Raw genomic sequence first — 21,178 nt, 5'->3', positions numbered from 1 at the left:
GAAATAACTAGCGGTATAAAACGCCAATGTGTTTATCCTGCAAATACAATCCGAAAGTAACTCATTTTTTATTATAAACATAAAAACATATCCAATAAATATACAATTGCAAATTTTTAATCCTAATATTTTGTTAATATGAAAAAAAAGTTTTATAATTGTAGTCAAACTAACCATAAGGCGTGAAATCGATAAAAAAACATTCATTATGAATAAAAAGAAATATATAAGTAACGTTATAAAAACATTGGCTATAATAGGTATTACTACAGCTATAGCTTTTAACGTAAAAGAAAAAATAAAAAATTTCAGCACCAGAAAAATTGATTTTAACTCTGATTGGAATTTTCATTTGAACGACAGTATAAAAGATAAAGACACCATTGGTGTCAATACGCAATGGAGGACACTAAACCTGCCCCATGATTGGAGCATCGAAGGAAAATTTGATAAAAACAGTCCCGCTGGTATAGGTGGAGGTGCTCTTACCGGAGGATTGGGTTGGTATAAAAAAACGTTTAAAGTAGATTCTGCGAACAAAACCAAAACAATTTCAATACTATTTGACGGTGTATATCGAAACAGTGAAGTCTGGATAAACGGACATTATCTTGGTAAACGTCCCAATGGATATATCGGTTTTCAATATGACCTCTCCCCTTATTTGAATTATGGAGATAAAACCAATGAAATTCTGGTAAAAGTTGACAATTCGCTACAGCCCAATTCACGCTGGTATTCCGGTTCAGGAATATTTAGAAACGTATGGCTGGAAACTACCGATAAACTCCATATTGCTCAATGGGGAACTTATATCACTACTCCGAAAGTAGATTCTAAAAATGCTACAATACATCTTGAAATTGCCTTAAAAAATCAATATGCAATATCAAAAAAGGCAACGATTATAACTTCACTCTATAAAAACAACAAAAAAATAACTTCGGTTAATCGGAAAATTAATATCGGTGCCAATGCCACACAAACCCTGAAACAGGAGACCGTGGTTAGCAATCCTATAGTATGGTCTATTGAAAAACCGGAACTTTATACAGCAGTTACCGAAATTTCAATAGACGATAAAATAATTGACCAGTATAAAACCAATTTCGGAATTAGAAATTTCAAATTTGATGTAGACAAAGGCTTTATCCTAAACGGAAAACACGTAAAAATAAAAGGGGTTTGTTTACACCATGATTTGGGTCCATTGGGTTCTGCCATCAACACTAGAGCGATTGAACGCCAACTGGAAATTTTGAAAGGAATGGGAGTAAACGGCATCAGAACTTCCCATAATCCTCCTGCTCCCGAACTTTTGGATTTATGTGATAAAATGGGTTTTATCGTAATGGATGAGGTTTTTGATATGTGGAAAAAAAGCAAAACCAAATACGATTACAGCATCTATTGGGACAAGTGGCACGTAAAAGATCTGCAAGATCAAATCCTTCGCGACCGCAACCATCCCAGTATATTTATATGGAGTATCGGTAACGAAATTCAAGAACAATGGGATGAATCAGGAAGTACAATTGCTAAAGAACTGGCAGGATTAACCCGAAAATTGGATGCTACACGTCCAATAACCTCAGCATTGAATCCTCCAGGAAAAAACAATCACATTGCAACTTCTGGTGCATTGGATCTTATCGGTTACAATTATGCTCATGAAACCTATGCTAAACATAGAGAAGAATTTCCGGGTATTCCTTTTATAGCCACCGAAACTACCTCGGCATTAGAAACCCGCGGGCATTACGATTTCCCTTCAGACACCATAAAATTATGGCCTAAAAGATGGGATGAAGTATTCACGGGAGGCAACGCTGACAATACCGTTTCGGCTTACGACCAAGTAAAAGCTCCTTGGGGATCCACGCACGAAGACACTTGGAAAGTCATCAAAAAACACGATTATCTTTCCGGGATGTACATCTGGACTGGATTTGATTATATAGGAGAACCAACACCTTATGTTTGGCCATCCATAAGTTCGTATTTTGGCGTTGTAGATTTGGCAGGTTTTCCCAAAGATGTGTATTATATGTACCAAAGTGAATGGACAAACAAACCTGTATTGCACATCTTCCCACATTGGAACTGGACAGCGGGACAAAATGTAGATATCTGGGCCTATTATAATAATGCCGATGAGGTAGAACTTTTCCTTAACGGAAAATCATTGGGCATCAAACGTAAAATAGGAGACGATCTACACGTTATGTGGCGTGTCCCTTTTAAAGCAGGTACCTTAAAAGCCATCTCGCGTAAAAACGGAAAAACCGTTTTGGAAAAAGAAATTGAAACGGCGGGAGCTCCAGCAGCTTTGAAACTCACCGCTGACAGGGCAACAATTCATGCCGATGGAAATGACTTGTCGTTCGTAACAGTTGATATTACCGATGAAAAAGGGGTGTTGGCGCCAAATGCTGGTAATGAAATTAATTTTGAACTTAAAGGCAACGGAAAAATCGTAGGAGTTTGTAGCGGTGACCCTGTTAGTCATGAATCTTTTAAAGGCACAAAACACACCGCTTTAAACGGAAAATGTTTGGTAGTGATACAAGCTGGAAATAAAGCCGGAAAACTTGAATTAACGGCTAGTGCAAAGGGATTGAAAAATAGGACGACGTTAATAACTGTAAATTAATAATGATTAAAAAATGTTGAACATAAATTTCATAACAATGAAGAAATCACAAATAGTAAAGCTATTTTTATTCCTGACTTTGGGTCTTTTTATGACGCCAAAAGCCACATCGCAAATACAAAATGCTGATGTTCTTAATGCTCCAATTGATATCAGTAAAGATTTTCAGAATTACCTGAATACCTTTTATTTTGCTGACGAGCTCGCTACCTTTGATCCTCAAACGGGAAAAGGAACAGTAAAATACCTTAGGTACAATTACAAAACACGCCAGGCATTCAACAATATGGAGATGTTGCCCAGTCAGGTTCCGGCAAATGAATTCCCAGCCACTGAATATGAAGCCACCCCTGAATTACCATTCCAAATTCAATTTGTTTCTGACCGTACACTAAGGATAAAAATGTCTTCCGGTCCTCAATTTCACCCTGAGGCAGCATCTTTGATGTTGGTTGATGGAGTTGCTCCTAATCATCCAGAGTTATGGAAATATTCTAAAATCGAAGGAGGGTATAAATTTATCAGCAAACATGGTTCGGTTGAAATTCAAACTAAACCTTGGCACGTAAAAATATATGATGAAAAAGGCAAGCTTTTAACGGGTACACTGCACAATTCTGATTTTAAAAACACCTATACACCAACACTTCCGTTCTCCTATGTACGTAGAAACAGTGATTACTCCAGAAGTATGGGTGCCGCTTTTAGCTTAGAGCCAGACGAAAAAATATTTGGTTGTGGAGAATCATTTACCCAATTCAACAAACGCGGACAAAAAGTAGTTTTATGGGCAGATGATGCCAATGGAATCCAGAACGAAACAATGTACAAACCGGTTCCATTTTATATGAGCAGCCGTGGGTACGGTGTTTTTATGCATCATTCTACTCCAATCACGGTCGATTTCGGAAAATATTTTGGAAGTGCAAATGAAATGTATATTGGAGATGATGAAGCCGATTTATTTTTCTTCATTGGTGAGCCTAAAGAGATTTTAGACGAATATACGAACCTTACCGGAAAAGCAGCAATGCCACCATTATGGTCTTTCGGTTTTTGGATGAGCCGAATTACTTATTTCTCTGAAAAAGAAGGTCGTCAAGTCGCTAAAGATTTACGTGCCTATAAAATCCCAACCGATGTGATTCACTTTGACACAGGATGGTTTGATGTGGATTGGAGAAACAATTATGAGTTTTCTAAAGATCGTTTTCCAGATGCTGTAAAAATGATGTCGGATATGAAAGACGATGGTTTCCATGTATGTTTATGGCAATTACCTTATTTCAGTCCAAAAAACACCTTGTTCAATGAAATAATGGACAAAGGATTGGCAGTAAGAGATCGAAAAGGAAATCTTCCTTATGAAGATGCGGTACTGGATTTTTCGAATCCAGAAACAGTTACATGGTACCAAGCCAAATTGAAACATCTGTTTGATCAAGGTGTAAGTGTATTCAAAGTTGATTTTGGAGAAGCTGCACCACCAGATGGAATTTACCATTCAGGACGTACCGGATTTTATGAGCATAATTTATATCCACTTCGTTATAACAAAGCAGTAGCCGAAATTACCCAAAAAGAAAAAGGATATACCTTAATTTGGGCAAGAAGCACTTGGGCAGGAAGCCAACGTTACCCATTGCATTGGGGTGGTGATGCCGAAACTAGTAATGGAGCAATGTCTTCTGAATTAAGAGGTGGTCTTTCCTTAGGATTGTGTGGTTTCAGTTTTTGGAGTCATGATGTAGGCGGGTTTGTAACAAAATCACCAGAAAATTTATACCGCAGATGGGCTCCTTTCGGAATGCTTACTTCACATGTAAGAAGCCATGGGGAACCTCCAAGAGAACCTTGGTTATATAGTAAAGATCTTTTAGAAACTTTTAGAAATGCTGATAATATGCGTTATGAATTAATGCCTTATATCTATGCTCAGGCCAAAGAAAGCTCCCTAAAAGGATTGCCTATGATGCGTGCCTTATTTGTGGAATATCCCAATGATCCTGGGTCATGGTTAGTTGACAACGAATATTTATTTGGATCAAGTATGTTAGTTGCTCCTTTATTTGAAGAGGTTACAGGAAGAGATGTTTATCTTCCGGAAGGTACTTGGATAGATTATCAAACGCATAAAGTTTATCAAGGTGGTTGGCATAAAATTGAGGCAGGTGAAGTTCCCATAGTCGTTTTGGTTAGAAATGGTTCAGCAATTCCACACATCAAATTAGCACAATCAACTAAAGATATGGATTGGAGCAAATTAACGCTTAAAGTATATGCGACCGAAGGGACTGATACCGCAACAGCAAAAGTTTTTCTACCTGACGGAGATGCAGTTCAAACTATTTCTCTTTCTAAAAAAGGAACTGGTTTTGAAGTGAACCAAAATCCGATAAGCAAAAAGACCACATTCAAAACGGAATGGATAAAATAATAAGTTGAGTTAGTGTTAAATCGGGGTTTTTAGGGTAGCCTAAGCCCCGATTTTTTTTAAATATTATTTAAGATCCTATTGCAATCATAAAAAAAATTGAGATTCCTACTCTACTCTTTTCTATAATCATAGGTAACGTTTCAATTCTTAAAAGATATTCCGACAGACTGGAAGGCACTAAAGTTTTAAATGGTGAAAACAGTAAAGCAATCTGTTCTTAGTAAGACAAAACAATTAATTATGAAACATTATATACTATATATCTTTCTTCTGATAACGCTTACGCCAATTTTGGCGCAGCAGAAAAATTATCAATATCCTTTTCAAAATCCGAATCTGGAAGTCGAAAAACGCGTTGATAATTTATTATCGTTAATGACACTCGACGAGAAAATTGCAGCGTTGAGCACCAATCCTTCCATTCCCAGATTAGGAGTAATTGGAACCGGCCATGTAGAAGGCCTGCACGGATTAGCCTTAGGCGGACCTGCCGGATGGGGTGGCAAAGGAAAAGAACCAATACCCACCACAACCTTTCCGCAGGCTTATGGACTTGGAGAAACCTGGGATATTGAACTACTTCAAAAAGTGGCGCAGGCCGAAGGTTATGAAACCCGTTACGCTTTTCAAAAATACCACCGTGGCGGATTGGTGGTTCGTGCACCAAATGCCGACCTTGCCCGGGATCCTCGTTGGGGGAGAACGGAGGAAAGTTATGGCGAAGATGCTTTTTTTAATGGAACTATGACCGTGGCTTTTGTAAAAGGGCTTCAAGGAAATAATCCAAAATATTGGCAAACGGCTTCTCTAATGAAACATTTTTTGGCAAATAGCAATGAAGATGGAAGGACCTATACCTCATCTGATTTTGACGAACGTCTTTGGAGAGAATATTATTCTGTTCCTTTTCGAATGGGGGTTATTGAGGGTGGTTCCCGTGCCTATATGGCTGCCTATAATAAAGTAAACGGAATTCCCGCAATGGTTCACCCTATGCTGAAAAATATTACCCAAAAAGAATGGAAACAAAACGGAATTATCTGTACTGACGGGGGAGCTTATAGATTGTTGCTTTCGGATCATAAATATTACGCGGATAAATATTTGGCAGCAGCAGCTACCATAAAAGCAGGTATTAACCAATTTTTAGATGACTATAAAGAAGGAGTTGAAGGTGCGATTGCGAAAGGCTATCTCAAAGAAAAAGACATAGAAGAAGTCATTAGAGGCAATTTTAGAGTAATGCTTCACCTTGGAATGTTAGATCCTGATGGTGAAAATCCTTATACAAAAATAGGAACCGGGAAAGATACGCTTGATCCCTGGAAATCCGATGCGCATAAAAAATTAGCATTGGAAGCAACCTTGAAATCAATCGTTTTACTAAAAAACGATGAAGCAAAACAACTATTGCCTTTGCAAAAAGAGAAACTAAAAACCATTGCAGTAATTGGGCTTTATGCAGATAAGGTGCTTTTGGATTGGTACAGCGGAACGCCTCCATACGTGGTAACACCATTAGAAGCGATAAAAAATAAAGTAGGTTCCAATATTGAAGTTTTATATGCTAAAAACAATGCCGATGGGAAAGCAGCAGCAATTGCCAAAAAAGCAGATGTCGTTATTGTTGTTGTCGGAAATCATCCTACCTGCAATGCGGGTTGGGCAGATTGTCCCTTGCCAAGCAATGGGAAAGAAGCGATGGATCGTCAGTCTTTGACATTGGAACAGGAAGATTTAATTAAAATAGCCTACCAAGCCAATCCAAACACCGTTGTAGTTTTAATCAGCAGTTTTCCGTATGCCATCAACTGGACTCAGGAACACGTTCCGGCCATTGTTCACATGACTCAAAACAGCCAGGAACTAGGAAATGCTTTGGCTGATGTTTTGTTTGGAGATTATAATCCAGCGGGAAGATTGACGCAAACTTGGGTAAAAGAAATTACTGATTTACCCGATTTACTAGATTATAATATTCGTAACGGACGAACCTATATGTATTTTAAGGGAAAGCCATTATATGCCTTTGGTCACGGGTTGAGTTATACCCATTTTACGTATAATAATTTATCGACCAAATCAACAACTCTTGAAAAAGGAAAAGACATAACAGTTTCTGTTTCGGTTACGAATTCAGGAAAACGAGACGGTGATGAGGTAGTTCAACTGTATGTAAAACAATTGCAATCGGTAGTAGAACGTCCTGAAAAAGAGTTAAAAGCATTTCAAAGGTTTTTTCTGAAAGCGGGAGAAACTAAAATAGTTTCTTTAACTTTAAAAGCTAAAAATCTAGAATATTGGAATACGGCAAAACAACAATTCGAACTCGAAAATAATAGGATTGAAATACAAGTAGGTGGGGCTTCCGATGAAATTCTTCTTACTAAAAATATAACTGTAAAATAATGACAACAACAATGAAAAGAAATTTATTATTACTGATTATTATACTATGCCTAACCAATGTTACATTGTTTGGACAAGGTATAAATGCCAACAAAACGGCTTCTATGGATAGAATTATAAAAGTTGATTATAATAAATCTGTTGGAAAACTGAACACCATGTTCAAAGAGTGTATAGGAGCAGGAAGAGCGAATGAAGGATTGCGCGCAGATTGGCAGCAACAATTAGCTTTGGTAAAGAAAGAATGTGATTTTAAATACATTCGGATGCACGGTTTGTTGACTGATGATATGGGCGTTTATCATGAAGATTCTAAAGGTAATCCACAATACAATTATCAATATATTGATGCCTTGTATGATTTCATTTTGAGTATCAAAATGAAACCTTTCGTTGAATTAGGGTTTATGCCTTCAGCTTTGGCCAGCGGCAATCAAACCATTTTTTGGTGGAAAGGAAATGTGACACCACCAAAGGATTATAAAAAATGGGAGGATTTAATACGCAATCTAACCATCCATTTTACCGAACGTTACGGTGCAGACGAAGTAAAATCATGGTATTTCGAAGTTTGGAACGAACCCAACTTATCACCAGGCTTTTGGACAGGTACTCAAGCGGAATATTTCAAACTCTATGATTATACAGCTCGTGCCATAAAAAGTGTAAATGCAGCCTACAAAGTAGGAGGTCCTGCAACTGCCGGTGCTGCCTGGGTTCCTGAAACGATTGATTTTTGCAATAAAAATAATGTTCCGTTGGACTTTATTTCGACACATACTTACGGAGTAAAACAGGGTTATTTGGATGAATTTGGAACCACTGGAACCGTTTTGAATAAAGAGGAATCGAGTGTGAGTGGTGATGTAATTAATTCGCGTAGGCAAATTTCAAAATCTGCAATGCCTAATCTGGAATTACACTATACCGAATGGAGTTCATCGTATACTCCGGCAGACCCTATTCACGACAGTTACCATTCGGCTGCCTATATTCTTCAAAAATTGAAACAAGTGGCGAACGCTGCAAACTCCATGTCTTACTGGGTTTTTACCGATATTTTTGAAGAAGCTGGTCCACGATTTACGCCTTTTCACGGAGGATTTGGATTGCTGAATACTCAGGGAATTAAGAAACCGGCCTATTTTTCGTATTCCTTTTTAAACAAATTAGGAGAAACAGAACTTCAAAATGAGGACACTTCCTCTTGGGCAACCAAAAACACAAATGGTAATGTACAAGTTTTATTTTGGGATTTTACTAATACACTTCCTGATGCTATAAATAATCAGCAATATTATATTCAAGATTTACCATCTAAGCCTAAAGGAAAAGTAAAAATTGAAGTAGCTGGATTGCAAAAAGGAAATTATAAATTAGAAATATACAAAGTAGGATACAAAGTGAATGACGTGTATACCGACTATTTAGCCATGAATAAACCGAATCAACTTAATCTACAACAAGTAAACAACCTTAAGCAGCTAAATAATGGTTCTCCGATTGCAACAGAAAAAGTAACAATTGATTCAAAAGGAATTTATAGTAAGGATTTCAAGATTAATGAGAATGATGTTGTCTTGTTCAATTTTGTTAAACAGTAACCCGTTGGGTGTAATTATTAAAAATAAAAGAATTCCAAAAAAGATATAAAATTTAAACACATAGAATCATAGAAAAAAGAGTTTGATAGCCCAATTCTTGGGTTCACATAGCTATGATTTTCTCTAAGAAAGTGAAACGCCTTTCAAAATTCGCAAAATCTATGTTCTATGTGTTTAAAAAACAAGAAATTTTGAATTTTACCCAACGGGTTAAACAGTAGTTTCTTGAAAAAAAGATTTTAAAAACAAAAATATAAATATAGTAATTATGAAAAACAATATAATACACCTATCAGTGGCGATAGTTTTTGTGGCTTTTTCTTCTTGTAAAAATGAGACACAAAGTTCTAGTACGACTCAAACAAAAGTCATTGAAGGAAAAGAATTGAGCTCTGAATTTGACACGAAAATCGACTCATTGCTAGGACAAATGACACTTGAGGAAAAAATTGGCATGCTACATGGCAATAGTATGTTTTCTACTGGTGCCGTATCACGCTTAGGTATTCCAGAATTAAAAATGGCAGATGGACCATTAGGGGTTCGTGAAGAAATTTCCCGCGATAACTGGGCGCCAGCAGGATTAACCAATGATTTCGCAACCTATTATCCAGCTGCAGGAGCTTTGGCTGCAACTTGGAATGCTGATTTAGCATATACCTTCGGTAATAGTGTTGGTCAAGAATTGCGAGCCAGAGGCAAGGATATGTTGCTTTCGCCAGCAATTAATATTGTCAGAACTCCACTTGGAGGTAGAACGTATGAATATTTAACCGAAGACCCTTTTTTAAACAAAAAAATGGCAGTGCCCTTAATTGTCGGCTTACAAGATAACGATGTTATGGCTTGCGTGAAACACTTTGCGGCGAACAATCAAGAAACCAATCGTGATATTTATGATGTTCAAATGGATGAACGTACTCTTCGTGAAATTTATTTGCCGGCATTCGAAGCTGCGGTAAAAGAGGCTAAGGCTTATGGCATAATGGGAGCATATAACAAGTTTAGAGGCGAATATTTATGCGAAAATGATTATATGCTGAATAAAATATTGCGTGACGAATGGGGCTTCAAAGGTGTTGTTGTTTCTGATTGGGCTGCGGTACATTCCACAGTAAAATCTTTAAATAGTGGATTGGATATTGAAATGGGAACACCAAAACCTTTCAACGAATTTTTCTTGGCTGATAAACTAATTGCAGCTGCTAAGGCAGGCGAAATTTCAGAGGCAGAAATTGATGTACACGTAAAACGAATATTACACGTCTTGTTTCAAGTAAAAGCGATTGATGGTAAAGACAGAGTTAAAGGGAGTATTGCAACTGAAGCACATTACCAAGATGCTTATAAAATTGCATCAGAATCTGTGGTTTTATTGAAAAACGAGAACAACGCTTTGCCTTTACAATTGGATGGCGTGAAATCAATTGCCGTGATTGGAAATAATGCGACTAAGAAAAATGCTTTGGGCGGATTTGGCGCGGGTGTAAAAACAAAAAGAGAGGTTACGCCTTTAGAAGGTTTAAAAAATAGATTGCCAAGCTCCATCAAAATTAATTATGCCGAAGGATATTTAGAGCGTTATGAAGAAAAAAAATCGGGTAAATTAGGAGATATTACCTTAAGTGGTGCTGTAACAATTGATCAATTGGATCCCGCTAAATTGCAAGAAGCCTTAGATGCGGCTAGAAAATCAGACATTGCCGTCATTTTTGCAGGTTCCAACCGCGATTATGAAACTGAAGCATCTGACCGTAAAAGTTTGAAGTTGCCATTCGGTCAAGAGGAATTGATTAAAAAAGTATTGGCAGTGAACCCAAAAACGATTGTGGTTATGATTGCCGGAGCTCCTTTTGATATTCAGGACATAGGTAAAAAAACGTCAGCTTTAGTATGGAGTTGGTTTAATGGTTCCGAAGGTGGAAATGCTTTGGTGGATGTATTGTTAGGAAAAGTAAATCCTTCTGGTAAATTACCTTGGACAATGCCGAAAAACATTATGGATTCGCCTGCACACGCTACAAACAGTTTTCCTGGAGGTAAAACGGTAAACTATGCCGAAGGAATTTTGGTTGGTTACCGTTGGTTTGATACCAAAAATATTGAGCCTCTTTATCCTTTCGGATACGGATTGTCATACACCACTTTTGCTTTTGGCAATGCTAAAACGAATAAGAAGTCCTATGCTGTCAATGAAACTATTGCCGTTACTTTAGAAGTAAAAAATACAGGAAAAGTAGACGGAAAGGAAGTTGTTCAATTATATGCAGCAAAAGCTGATTCTAAAATTGAACGAGCCGCCAAAGAATTGAAAGGTTTCCAAAAAGTATTCGTCAAAGCGGGAAATAAGCAAACAGTAACGATTCAAGTTCCAGTAAAAGAATTAGCCTATTACGACGTGAAAACTAAAAAATGGACCGTAGAACCAGGGAATTATACCTTGAAATTAGGAAGTTCTTCTCGTGATATTAAAAAAGAAGTTACGGTAACCATTAAATAAAGGGTTAGAATGAAAAAACTTATAAACAATCAAGTATTAGATACTATTTTAATGGTAGTTTTTTTAGGAATTTTGGGTTGTAGTTCAGATTATGAAATAAAACTAGCAGGAATTACCGTTTGGAAAGATTAAATTAATTAAAATGAAAAATCAACATATTTTAAGGTTTTATATTTTTCTTCAAATCATTGTTAGTTCTTTAGATTGCAATTCATCGTTTGCCCAAAGTGCGATGATTAATGTGTCTGCTAGAAAAACCTTGAGTTTGAATGGTAAATGGAACGCAATAATAGATCCTATTGCCAAAGGTGACTGGCTCAAAGTTTGGGAAGAAAAGAAACCAGTAAAGAAAAGTGATTTTGTAGAATATTCTTTTGAAGGAGGGCCAGAGCTAAATGTTCCGGGAGATTTTAACACACAATTACCAGAGTTGGTCTATTACGAAGGAACGGTTTGGTATAAAAAAACTTTTAAATACAATTTAGAAAAAAACAAACGATTATTTCTTCATTTTGGTGCCGTAAACTATATGGCTGATGTCTATTTAAACGGAAAATTGTTAGGGACTCACGAAGGCGGTTTTACACCTTTTCAATTTGAAATTACAAATCTTATAAGTGAATCGGAGAATACTATTGTAGTCAGGGTAAATAATCAAAGACGTAAAGATGGTCTTCCTGGTGAAGGTTATGATTGGTTCAATTATGGCGGAATTACAAGAGATGTAAATTTAATTGAAACCCCAGAATCATTTATTGAAGATTATTCAATACAATTAAAAAAGGATTCTTTTGATGAGGTTGTTGGTTGGGTAAAAATAGACGGAGCAATCGCTTCTCAAAAAATAAAAGTAAGTATTCCAGAATTAAAACTGAATGTCAATACCAAAACTGATGAAAAAGGATTGGCAATGATACAATTTAAGTCAAAATTCAAACTTTGGAGTCCAAACAATCCTAAATTATACCTAGTACTAATTCAATCGGATTCAGACGCAATTAAAGATGAAATTGGTTTTAGAAATATAGCAACACGAGGAACTGAAATTCTTTTAAATGGGAGTCCTGTTTTTCTTAAAGGAATAAATATTCATGAAGAAATGCCTACTCGTGCAGCAAAAGCCTATTCTGAGGAAGATGCAAAAGTGGTATTGAATTGGGCTAAAGAATTAGGGTGCAATATGGTTCGTTTGGCACATTATCCTCATAACGAACACATGGTACAATTGGCAGAAAAAATGGGGCTCATGATTTGGGAAGAACTTCCAATATACCAACATATCCAGTTTTCCGCTCAAGGAGTAGAACAAAAAATGGATTTGATGCTAAAAGAAATGATAAAAAGAGATAAAAATCGTTGCGGAATAATGATTTGGAGTTTATCTAATGAAACCTATTATTTTACAGAGAATCGTGACAATGCATTGATAAAACTAGAAAAACAATGTAAATTTTTAGACCCAACAAGACTTACCACAGCTGTTATTTCGACTCAAGGATACTCAAACAATATGTTTGATTTATCAGATCCTCTTTATAATAATTTCGATATTATGTCAGTCAATGAATACGTTGGTTGGTATATCCCTTGGCAAGGTCCACCAAGCGAGACCAAATGGAAATTGGTAAACAATACAAAACCTGTTTTTATATCTGAATTTGGAGGTGAAGCGCTTTATGGCAACCATGGACCTAAAGACGTAGCTTCTAATTGGTCTGAAGAATACCAGGAACAAATTTACAAAGACCAAATCCAACTGTTTAAATCCAATCCAAATTTGGCAGGAGTTTGCCCGTGGATTTTGTGTGATTTTCGATCTTTGTCAAGGTTGCATCCCGTTTACCAAAAAGGCTGGAATAGAAAAGGATTGCTGTCTGAAAAAGGAGAAAAAAAGAAGGCTTGGTATATTATGAAGGAATATTATGAAAGCATAAAAACGACAAGAAATGAAAAATAAAAGAGTAATTAGCAGCATTTTTTTACCTTGATTACATTTAGCCTTTTTGCTAATGTAAGATTGCCTTTATTGTTTTCGGACGGAATGGTTTTGCAACGCAACAAGTCAATTCCGGTTTGGGGTTGGGCTGATGATGCCAGCGATTCCAATCTTTATAATAAAGAAGAATTTCCTGCTTCGCCTTGCAGAACCGATAATTGGGAAATGATTACTGCAACTGAAAAATATAAATTCAACAAGTAAATTTTTAGTTAGGGATAAAATATAAAGTCCTTATAATTCAGAAAAATAAATAATAGACACATATGAAATCAACCACCTTAAAAAAACTACTTTTAGTACTTATTTGTTATTCCTTTGGCAGCGTTGTTTTTGCACAATCTACTCATATATTATGGTACAACCAACCCGCCAATTACTTTGAGGAAAGTTTGGTTTTGGGTAATGGAAAACTGGGAGCGACCGTTTTTGGTGGCGTAGATTCAGATAAAATTTATTTGAACGATGCAACTCTTTGGTCGGGTGAACCCGTAAATGCCAATATGAATCCCGAAGCGTATAAAAACCTGCCCGCTATTAGAGAAGCGTTGAAAAATGAAGATTATAAACTCGCCAATGAATTGAACAAAAAAATTCAAGGCAAAAATTCCGAATCTTTTGCGCCGTTAGGAACGATGAACATTAATAGTCATCACAATGGAAGCGAGACCAATTACTATAGAGAATTAGACATTTCTAAGGCGGTATCAAAAGTTAGTTATGAAATTGATGGGGTGAAATTTACCCGAGAATACTTTGTTTCTGCACCAGACCAAATTATGATAATCAGGCTAACCAGCAGCAAGAAAGGAGCGCTGAATTTTGATATTAATTCGACTAGTTTATTGAAATCAAAAATCGAAACCTCAAATAACACATTGCAAATCAATGGTTTTGCTCCTATTCATGAGAATCCGGGATATACTGTCGTGCCTTCATTTCTTTTGGAAAAAGATAGAGGCACCCGATTCACCACCTTGATAAAAATCAAGAATACAGACGGTACCATTGTAAGTTCCAATACGAGTTTGGGACTAAAAAATGGAACGGAAGCCTTGATTTTTGTTTCTATAGCCACTAGTTTTAATGGTTTTGACAAAAATCCCGCTACCGAAGGATTAAATGATAAAGCGATTGCATTAGAAAATTTGACAAAAGCATTTTCAAAAACATTCAAACAAATCCAACAATCCCATATTGCCGATTATCAGAAATTCTACAATCGTGTAAGTTTAAATTTAGGAAAAACAGAAGCGCCAAATTTACCCACAGACGAACGTTTAATGCGTTATTCAGAAGGAAAAGAAGATAAAAATTTAGAAGTTTTATATTTTCAATATGGGCGCTATTTACTCATTAGCAGTTCCAGGACCAAAGGTGTCCCTGCCAACTTACAGGGAATTTGGAACCCCTATCTCAATCCGCCATGGAGTAGCAACTATACGACAAACATCAATGCGGAAGAAAATTATTGGCTTGCCGAGAACACCAATCTTTCCGAAATGCATACTCCAATGCTTAGTTTCATAAAAAATGTTTCACAAACAGGAAAAATTACTGCCAAGACTTTTTACGGACTAAACGGTTGGGCGGCAGCACATAATTCTGATATTTGGGCAATGAGTAATCCTGTTGGAAATTTTGGAAAAGATGATCCAAGTTGGGCTTGTTGGAATATGGCTGGAGCGTGGCTAAGCACCCATATTTGGGAACATTATGCTTTTACACAAGATAAAAATTACCTAAAAAATGAAGGCTACGAAATTATGCGCGGGGCAGCCCAGTTCTGTTTAGAATGGTTAATCAAGGATAAAAACGGGTATTTAATCACCTCTCCTTCTACATCTCCTGAAAATAAATACGTAACTCCAGATGGGTTTATTGGTGCTACTATGTACGGAGGAACTGCTGATTTAGCCATGATTCGAGAGTGTTTTGACAAAACCATTAAAGCTTCGAAAATCTTAAATATTGACGCGGAATTTAGAGCAAAAATCGAAGAGGCACTTTCAAAATTGTATCCCTATCAAATAGGAAAAAAAGGGAACTTGCAAGAATGGTATTTTGATTGGAATGATGAGGATCCAAAACACCGGCATCAGTCGCACTTGTTTGGTCTTTTTCCCGGCAATCATATTACACCACTAAAAACTCCCGAATTAGCCAACGCTTGTCGAAAAACCCTTGAAATCAAGGGCGATGAAACAACAGGCTGGTCAAAAGGTTGGCGTATTAATCTTTGGGCGAGACTCTGGGATGGTAATCACGCCTACAAAATGTACCGTGAACTACTTCGTTATGTAGATCCAGATCAAAAGAAAACTGAAAAGCCAAGAAGAGGTGGCGGAACATATCCCAACCTGTTTGATGCGCATCCCCCGTTTCAGATTGATGGTAATTTTGGCGGAGCTGCCGCAGTTGCAGAAATGTTGGTACAGTCTGACGAAAACGAAATCAGGTTGCTCCCTGCCCTACCCGATGCGTGGGAAAGTGGTTCCGTAAAAGGTATTTGTGCCAGGGGAGGGTTTGAAATTTCGATGGAATGGAGCGATAAAACCTTGAAAAAAGTGAGTGTTTTTTCTAAAAATGGCGGAAATACAACACTCATTAGTGGCAATAAAAGCAAACCAATTACGTTGACCAAAGGGCAAAAAACAGAATTTATATGGTAATTTGAGCTTGCTGAAAGCACTTAGCCATGTATATTCACAAACATTAAACAATAACGGTAAAGTTGCATTTATAACTTGAATCCGCCTATTTATAAAATATACAGGTGTAATTAGCATTAAAAATGCTTATTACACCTGTTAACTATATTCTTTTAAATTTATGTCTTCGGCTGTAAATGGATAAAAAATATTTACCGCCCTATATAGAGTTTATTAACTATTCCCTTTGTTGTAATCCGCCAAAAAAGTGGCTAAACCAATATCCGTAAGCGGGTGTTTTAACAATCCTTCAATAGCGCTCAAAGGTCCAGTTATAACATCAGCTCCAATTTTTGCACAATTCAAAATGTGCATGACATGGCGCACTGAAGCAGCCAAAATCTGGGTTTCATAGCCGTAATTGTCGTAAATCAATCTAATTTCTTCAATCAGCGCCATTCCATCTGTAGAAATATCGTCTAATCTTCCGATGAAAGGAGATACATAAGTAGCTCCGGCTTTTGCAGCCAAAAGTGCCTGACCTGCCGAAAAAACTAAAGTACAATTGGTTCTTATTCCTTTATCAGAAAAATATTTTATAGCTTTTATTCCTTCTTTAATCATTGGGATCTTAACCACGATTTGAGGGTGTAAAGCAGCTAATTTTTCTCCTTCGGCAATCATTCCCGCCAAGTCTGTTGAAATTACTTCGGCACTTACATCACCGTCAACCAATTCACATATTTTTACGTAATGTGCGATAATATTGTCCGCTCCCGTAATTCCTTCCTTTGCCATTAGCGATGGGTTGGTCGTTACGCCGTCTAGGATTCCTAGATCATTGGCTTCTTTTATGTCTTTTAAATTTGCTGTGTCAATAAAAAATTTCATGTTTTATTTATTTTAAATATTTATTTACTTTCTTCAATATATTTTAGGATTTCTTCGCAAACGTGTGCACTGGTAAATCCAAATTTTTCGTCCAATACACTTGCCGGAGCTGAATAGCCAAAATGTTCCAAACCAACTATTTTTCCACTGTCTCCAATTAAACCTTCAAGATTTACCGGAAGTCCTGCGGTAAGTCCGAACACCAATTTTCCTTTTGGAATAACACTTTCTTGGTATGATTTTGTTTGTGCTTTAAACAATCCTTCAGATATAATTGATGCTACGTTTATTTTTAGATTTTTCTCTTTTTCTAATATAGTGGCAGCGGCTATAAGAGTCGATACTTCTGAACCATTTGCGATTAAAGTAATATCAGGATTTTGTGTAGATTTGACCAAATAACCTCCTTTTGTTGCTTCAGTCGCCTCTTCATATCTCGAAGTTCCTTGTGCCGGAATGTCTGCGATATTTTGTCTTGAAAGAATTAGACCTGTTGGAGTTTTGGTATTTTTTAATGCCATATCCCAAGCCACGGATGTTTCTATGGCATCGGCTGGACGTAATGCTAGAAAGCTTTGGTTTCCGGAATGGTTTTTAAGTTTTTCCAATAAACGAATTTGTGCTTCTTGCTCAATAGGTTGATGTGTTGGACCATCTTCACCCACTCGGAACGAATCGTGTGTCCAAACATATTTCACGGGAAGTTCTTGTATAGCTGCTAATCTGATGGCAGGTTTCATATAATCTGAAAACACGAAAAACGTTGCCACAACAGGAATAACACCTCCATGCAGTGCAATTCCATTAGCAATAGAAGTCATGGTAAGTTCTGCAACACCGGCTTGTAAAAAAGCTCCGCTGAAATTATTTTTTTGCAATACAGATGATTTTTTCAGGAATCCGTCGGTTTTATCACTGTTAGACAAATCCGCCGAAGAAACAATCATATTTTCCACGTTCTCTGCCAAATAAGCAAGCACCGCAGAAGAAGCTTCCCTTGTGGCTGCATTCGGCTTTTGGATAACGCTGCTTAAATCCAATTCAGGCAATTTTCCAGATAAAAACGAATCCATTTTTTGGGTCAATTCTGGATTTTCATTTTTCCAAATTGCGATTTGACTTTTTTTGACTGCTGAAGTTTCTGCTTTTTTTGCCAATATTCCGGCATAATGCGTTGCCACTTCTTCAAAAATACCGAAAGGATTTTCAGGATTTGCACTCAGATTGATAAGTGTTTTTGTGTAATCTGCTTTGGTATCACCAATTGGTTTTCCGTGTAATTCACACTCTCCTTCATACATGTCTCCGTTTGCGGTAACGCAACCTTTACCCATAATTGTTTTTCCAATTATTAAAGTTGGTTTTTCAGACTCTTCGTTCGCGGCATTCAACGCTTTTCTGATTTGCTCGTGATTATGTCCGTCGATAGTAATGACTTTCCATCCCCAAGCCTCATATTTCATAGCTGTATTTTCAGAGGTAACTTCGTCTGTCATGGAAGAAAGCTGCACATCATTGGAATCATAGAACATAATAAAATTGTTCAAACCCAAATGTCCCGCTATTCGACCGGCACCTTGCGAAATTTCTTCTTGAACACCACCATCGGTTATATAACCATATATTTTGTGATTGAAAAGATCTTTAAATCTTGCATCCAAAAATTTGGCGGCAATTGCCGCCCCTACTCCCATAGCGTGCCCTTGGCCTAAAGGCCCAGACGTGTTTTCTATACCTCTGAGCACATCTAATTCAGGATGACCTGGAGTAATAGAACCCCATTGTCTAAAATTTTGAAGGTCTTCTTTTTCGAAATTCCCCAATAAATTATATTGGGCATACATCAATGCAGATAAATGTCCCGCATCCATAAAGAAACGATCCCTAAAAGGCCAGTCCATTTCAGTTGGATCAAAATTTAAATATTCTGTATATAAAATGTGCATAAAGTCTGCGCCTCCCATCGCGCCTCCTGGATGCCCTGAATTTGCTTTTTCTACCATGGAAATAGCTAGTGCTCTTATATTGTCAGCGGCTAATTGGTCAATTTTTTTATTCATGTTTTATTTTAAATTTAATGTATTTGGATAAAGTTGATTTTTTATTTAAACTCAAACATCTGTTTATAAGTATGTAAGGTAGGACTGAATAATAAGTGTATAAAATACATTTACAAATATAAGTAAATTATTATTATAAAGGCAAATAAATTTTTTTATCACTATTTTGCAAGGGAAAGTTGTAAAATTGTTTAGTTTGATTATTTTTTATCACTCCTAATTTTTAGAACACCATTGGTAAACGAATAATAAATTTATGGCTATTTTTTTCAATCATTTATTAAATATTGAAACCGCAAACATGATAAATTAATTTTGTGTGTTTGTAAGTGTAATTAACACACTTCACTATGAGAAAAATATTTTTGGTGTCTTTATTAGGTATACTGCTAACTTCATTTTCCTGGAAACAAACAGATTACTTTTTTGTAAACTCGGATAAAACAATAAAAATTGAATTTAATTTAAACCAGAATAAAACCCCTGTGAAAAAGAAATTGAAATTGATTTGTCCTTTGTAACCAATAAAAACGGATTTATAATTTCAGAAAATGATAAAGGCTTTAAGCAAGATCCTATTACACTGACAAACACTACTAAAATAAAGGTCAAAATGAAACCACATGGAGGTTTTGTGATGAAATTTTAAATAACTAATGTTGTTTTGTTAAGCCATTTTAGGTTTTAATTTCTTCACCAAGATAAAAAAAAGAGGGCAATGCCCTCTTTTTTTATTGTTTTATATTGACTTGTATTACATAATTTCCATTGTTAAAGTAGTCCAAAATTATTTTTTTATCTATCAAAACACAAGCATTTTAGATAAATTAATTACACCTGACGGGCAATCAATTGGCATTTTTTTTTAGATTTAATGCTTGCATTTTTTTATGAAGGATATACCAGTCCTATTTGATTTCTAACTTCATCAACTATTTTGATAAGGTCTAAACTATTTTGATGAGACCAAAGACTACTTTCAATTCTGTTTTCTTTAATGCACTTATGACATTCCATAATTTCATAAGTATATCCTTTTCCTAAAGTTGGCCAGCTATAATTTATCTTATGGTTGTCTTTTATTAAAGCATAGGATTGTGGCATAAACCAAAGTGGACTTAAAGTAATTCTACCCTCTGAACCACTTATTGTGGCTTCCATATTTGATGTAGAAACAAAACTTGAATGCAAGACAGCTTGCGCATTATCATACTGCAAAATCATTGATGTTTGTAAATCAGCCCCTGTCTCATGAAAATTTGATTTTGCAACTATTTCTTTAGGAATTCCTAACAATAAGTAACTTAAAAACAAAGGATATACCCCGATATCCATAAGTGATCCCCCTCCTAATTTTATGTCAGTCATTCTATTGCCTTCGAGTTTTTCGGCATGAAATGCAAAATCTGCATTAATATATTTGACCTCTCCTATTTCACCATTTTTAATTTTATAAAAAGCTTCCTGAACAGATGGGTTAAATCTTGTCCAAAAGGCTTCCATAAAAAATTTATTGTTTTTCTTTGATGCATCAATCATTTGCAAAGCATCATTATAGTTTAATGCAATGGGTTTTTCGCAGAGCACATGTTTATTATTCTGCAAAGCTTTTATGGTTAAAGCTGCGTGAGAATCATGAGGTGTGGCAATATACAGGATATCAATCTCGTCGTCATTAATAATCTCGTCATAAGAAGCATAGGCTTTTTTACAATTGTACTTCTCGGCAAATTCTTGTGCTTTCCCAAGATTACGGGAGGCTACGGCAGTAATCTGGGTTCCCTCGACTAACATTAACTCTTTTGCAAATTGATGGGCAATATTACCTAGACCTATAATTCCCCATTTTACCTTTTCTGTATTTTTCATTTTTTTTGTTTTAAATAAAAAGGAACAGTTTTTTACTGACTTTCCTGACTATTCCGATGAAAGTGGAAACCTCATTCCGGAGCAAAGTGTACAGTAGTTTTGATGATA

Annotated in this window: 12 protein-coding genes; 9 read left to right on the top strand and 3 right to left on the bottom strand. The window is 36.3% G+C overall.

What is annotated here, in order from left to right; translation table 11 throughout:
- Positions 1-208 precede the first annotated feature (208 nt).
- The 9 genes from galB (at position 209) to B2145_RS14550 (ending at position 16,271) form a co-directional block, all read left to right on the top strand.
- Positions 209-2,653 carry a beta-galactosidase GalB gene (galB, locus tag B2145_RS14590; RefSeq protein ID WP_291103750.1) on the top strand — a complete coding sequence of 815 codons (2,445 nt, stop codon included), beginning with the start codon at positions 209-211 and terminating at the stop codon, positions 2,651-2,653.
- A 37-nt stretch (positions 2,654-2,690) separates the two neighbouring features.
- Positions 2,691-5,090, top strand: coding sequence for an alpha-xylosidase (locus B2145_RS14585; protein WP_291103747.1), 2,400 nt, complete (start codon positions 2,691-2,693; stop codon positions 5,088-5,090).
- A gap of 240 nt (positions 5,091-5,330) precedes the next feature.
- Positions 5,331-7,499 carry a glycoside hydrolase family 3 C-terminal domain-containing protein gene (locus B2145_RS14580; protein ID WP_291103744.1) on the top strand — a complete coding sequence of 723 codons (2,169 nt, stop codon included), beginning with the start codon at positions 5,331-5,333 and terminating at the stop codon, positions 7,497-7,499.
- An 11-nt stretch (positions 7,500-7,510) separates the two neighbouring features.
- Positions 7,511-9,103: a GH39 family glycosyl hydrolase gene (locus B2145_RS14575; protein ID WP_291103741.1), complete on the top strand. Its 1,593-nt coding sequence runs from the start codon at positions 7,511-7,513 to the stop codon at positions 9,101-9,103.
- 268 nt (positions 9,104-9,371) lie between these two features.
- A complete protein-coding gene (locus tag B2145_RS14570) occupies positions 9,372-11,603 on the top strand; it encodes a glycoside hydrolase family 3 C-terminal domain-containing protein (RefSeq protein ID WP_291103738.1) in 2,232 nt (743 codons plus the stop codon).
- Between the two features lie 9 nt (positions 11,604-11,612).
- Complete coding sequence (locus B2145_RS14565; protein WP_291103735.1) at positions 11,613-11,735, top strand: hypothetical protein; 123 nt, start codon at positions 11,613-11,615, stop codon at positions 11,733-11,735.
- Between the two features lie 10 nt (positions 11,736-11,745).
- Positions 11,746-13,560 carry a glycoside hydrolase family 2 protein gene (locus B2145_RS14560; RefSeq protein WP_291103732.1) on the top strand — a complete coding sequence of 605 codons (1,815 nt, stop codon included), beginning with the start codon at positions 11,746-11,748 and terminating at the stop codon, positions 13,558-13,560.
- A gap of 27 nt (positions 13,561-13,587) precedes the next feature.
- The gene (locus B2145_RS14555; protein WP_291103728.1) at positions 13,588-13,803 is read left to right on the top strand and encodes a hypothetical protein; all 216 of its coding nucleotides are present in this window, start codon (positions 13,588-13,590) and stop codon (positions 13,801-13,803) included.
- 62 nt (positions 13,804-13,865) lie between these two features.
- The gene (locus tag B2145_RS14550; protein ID WP_291103725.1) at positions 13,866-16,271 is read left to right on the top strand and encodes a glycoside hydrolase family 95 protein; all 2,406 of its coding nucleotides are present in this window, start codon (positions 13,866-13,868) and stop codon (positions 16,269-16,271) included.
- Between the two features lie 213 nt (positions 16,272-16,484).
- On the opposite strand, the gene fsa is transcribed toward B2145_RS14550, so the two are convergent.
- The 3 genes from fsa to B2145_RS14535 all read right to left on the bottom strand — a co-directional run bounded on the left by fsa (position 16,485) and on the right by B2145_RS14535 (position 21,070).
- A complete protein-coding gene (gene fsa / locus B2145_RS14545) occupies positions 16,485-17,141 on the bottom strand; it encodes a fructose-6-phosphate aldolase (protein WP_291103723.1) in 657 nt (218 codons plus the stop codon).
- Positions 17,142-17,161: 20 nt separating this feature from the next.
- The gene (locus B2145_RS14540; RefSeq protein WP_291103720.1) at positions 17,162-19,201 is read right to left on the bottom strand and encodes a transketolase family protein; all 2,040 of its coding nucleotides are present in this window, start codon (positions 19,199-19,201) and stop codon (positions 17,162-17,164) included.
- An 888-nt stretch (positions 19,202-20,089) separates the two neighbouring features.
- Positions 20,090-21,070 carry a Gfo/Idh/MocA family protein gene (locus B2145_RS14535; RefSeq protein WP_291103717.1) on the bottom strand — a complete coding sequence of 327 codons (981 nt, stop codon included), beginning with the start codon at positions 21,068-21,070 and terminating at the stop codon, positions 20,090-20,092.
- Positions 21,071-21,178: the final 108 nt, after the last annotated feature.

The organism is Flavobacterium sp. UBA5153, from assembly GCA_002413745.1.
GTDB lineage: Bacteria > Bacteroidota > Bacteroidia > Flavobacteriales > Flavobacteriaceae > Flavobacterium.
The sequence above is the reverse complement of the archived record's forward strand: the minus strand, read 5'-3'. Positions and strand labels throughout refer to the sequence as shown.